Raw genomic sequence first — 2544 nt, forward strand, 5'->3', positions numbered from 1 at the left:
TGTCCGTGGCCATGAAAAAGTACCCACTGGTGGCCAAGTGGAGGTATCCGCTGGTGGCCGGATAAAAGTACCCACCCCGTGTTCGTCGTGTCGATCAGGAACTGCGGGCCCCGGTGGTGACGGTGAAGGTGCCAACCACTCATCGTCACCACCGGGGAGTTCCATTGAAGTCTGCGAGGGACCGCATGGACATCATTTCTGCTTATCAACAAGTCGGGTCATACCGCGGCGCCGCGCAGCTGTGCGGCACCACCCATAGGACCGTCAAGAAAGTCGTCGAGAAATTCGAAGCCGGTGAGAGCGCACCGCCGCGGGTCGAGCGGGCCCACAATTACGATGCGGTGGCCGATCTGGTCGCCGAGCGTGTCGAGAAGTCGGCGGGTCGGATGTCGGCGAAGCGGATGTTGCCGATCGCGAAGGCCGCCGGTTACGACGGGTCGGCACGCAACTTCCGTCGCCTCGTTGCTGAGGCGAAGGTGTTGTGGCGCAACGAACATCACCGGGGACGTCGCCCGGCGGTGTGGTCACCGGGTGAGTATCTGGTGATCGACTGGGCCCAAGCCGCACCCGGGTTGTTCCTGTTCTGCGCAGTGCTGGCGTTCTCCCGGTGGCGCTTCGTCGCGTTCGCCACCGACCAGAAGGCGTCCACGACGTTGGCGTTGATCGCCGAAGCGATGGCCGGGATAGGTGGTGTCCCGGCCCGGGTGCTGGCCGACCGGATGGCCTGTCTGAAGGGCGGCGTGGTCGCCAACGTGGTGATCCCTACCGCCGAATACGTCCGGCTGGCAGGTCATTACGGTTTCGCGCCGGACTTCTGCCATGCATCCGACCCTAAATCGAAGGGCATCGTGGAGAACTTGTGCGGCTACGCCCAACGCGACCTCGCCGTCCCGCTGCTCACCGACGCCGCCATCGCCGGGGTGCCGGTTGATCTGCGTGCTGCCAACGTTGCGGCCAGGGCGTGGTGTCTGGAGGTCAATGCCGCGGTGCATTCGGAGATCTGTGCGGTCCCCGATGAGCAACTGCTGATCGAACGGGAACTCCTGCAACCGTTGCCGTCGCTGCAACTTCGAATCGGGGCACCGTCGGTGATCCGCAAGGTCGACCGGCTGTCGTGTGTCCGGTATGCCTCGGCCCGCTACTCGGTGCCCACCCGACTGATCGGGACCAGCGTGGCCGTCGTCGTCGATCACGGCGCGCTGTGCATCGTGGAGCCCGCGACTGGGGTGATCGTGGCTGAGCACGAACTGGGTGCCCCAGGCAGCGCATCAGTCCTCGACGATCACTACGACGGTCCCCGCCCGGAACCTAGCCGCGGACCACGACCCAAAACTCATGCTGAGCAACAGTTCTGCACACTCGGCGAGGATGCTCAAGCATTCCTGGTCGGGGCCGCCGCGATCGGCAACACTCGGCTGGGCTCCGAACTGGAAGTCCTACTGGCGTTGGGCGCCGCCCACGGCACCGACGCCTTGGTCGGCGCGCTTCGCCGGGCGGTCGCGTTCCGGAGGTTCCGCGCGATCGACGTGCGGTCCATCCTGGCCGCCGGCGCCGGAACGCCGCAGCCCCGCCCCGCCGGGGATGCGTTGATCCTGGACCTCCCAGTCGCCCCGACCCGATCCCTGGCTGCCTACACGGTCAACCCGGCCGCAGACGGTGGTGCCACGTCATGAACGGCACGCCAGCCAAGGCAACCAAACCCGTTGCACCACTGTCCACTCCGCAATTCGCCGCTGATCTCGACGCCGGGCTGCGGCGGCTCAAGCTCGCCGCGATCCGGCGCACCGCCCCCGAAGTCCTAATCACCGCCAAGACCCAGCGCTGGACCCCCGAAGAAGTGCTACGGACCCTCGTCGAGACCGAACTGGCGGCACGGGATGCCTCCAACGTCGTCAACCGGCTCAAGGCTGCCGGGTTCCCGGTCACCAAGACCTTGGAGTCCTTCGACGTGGCCGCATCGTCGATTCAGCCCAAGGTGTTCGACTACCTGTCGAGCCTGGAATGGGTTCGCACACAACAGAATCTGGCGATCATCGGACCGGCTGGGACCGGCAAGTCCCACACCCTGATCGGACTGGGGGTCGCTGCGATTCATGCTGGGCACAAGGTCCGGTACTTCACCGCCGCCGACCTCGTCGAAACCCTCTACCGCGGCTTGGCCGACAACACCGTCGGCAAGATCATCGAATCCCTGCTCCGTGTCGATCTGATCATCCTCGACGAACTGGGCTTCGCCCCACTCGACGACACCGGCACCCAGCTGCTGTTCCGCCTCGTCGCCGGCGCCTACGAACGCCGCTCCCTGGCCATCGGCTCGCACTGGCCCTTCCAAGAGTGGGGTCGATTCCTGCCCGAGCAGACCACCGCCGTCAGCATCTTGGACCGGCTCCTGCATCACGCCACCGTCGTCATCACCGACGGCCAGTCCTACCGAATGAAGGACGCCCAACACCGGAAGGAGAACCCCCAACCAATCTAAGAATCACTGCACGGGGTGGGTACTTTTATCCGGCCACCAGCGGGTACTTCTACTTGGCCATTGAC

General features: G+C 65.3%; 2 protein-coding genes. Both read left to right on the plus strand.

Translation table 11 applies throughout. The annotated features are described in order from the left end of the window. Window positions 1–164 precede the first annotated feature (164 nt). Window positions 165–1673 carry an IS21 family transposase gene (gene istA, locus HMPREF0591_RS29615; RefSeq protein WP_079669096.1) on the plus strand — a complete coding sequence of 503 codons (1509 nt, stop codon included), beginning with the start codon at window positions 165–167 and terminating at the stop codon, window positions 1671–1673. Continuing rightward, entirely contained in the window at window positions 1670–2479 is an 810-nt protein-coding gene (gene istB / locus HMPREF0591_RS29620) for an IS21-like element helper ATPase IstB (protein WP_007172566.1), read from the plus strand. The genes istA and istB overlap by 4 nt, the downstream gene beginning before the upstream one ends. The last annotated feature ends 65 nt before the right edge of the window (window positions 2480–2544 follow it).

The sequence above is a fragment of the Mycobacterium parascrofulaceum ATCC BAA-614 genome (genome assembly GCF_000164135.1).
GTDB lineage: Bacteria > Actinomycetota > Actinomycetes > Mycobacteriales > Mycobacteriaceae > Mycobacterium > Mycobacterium parascrofulaceum.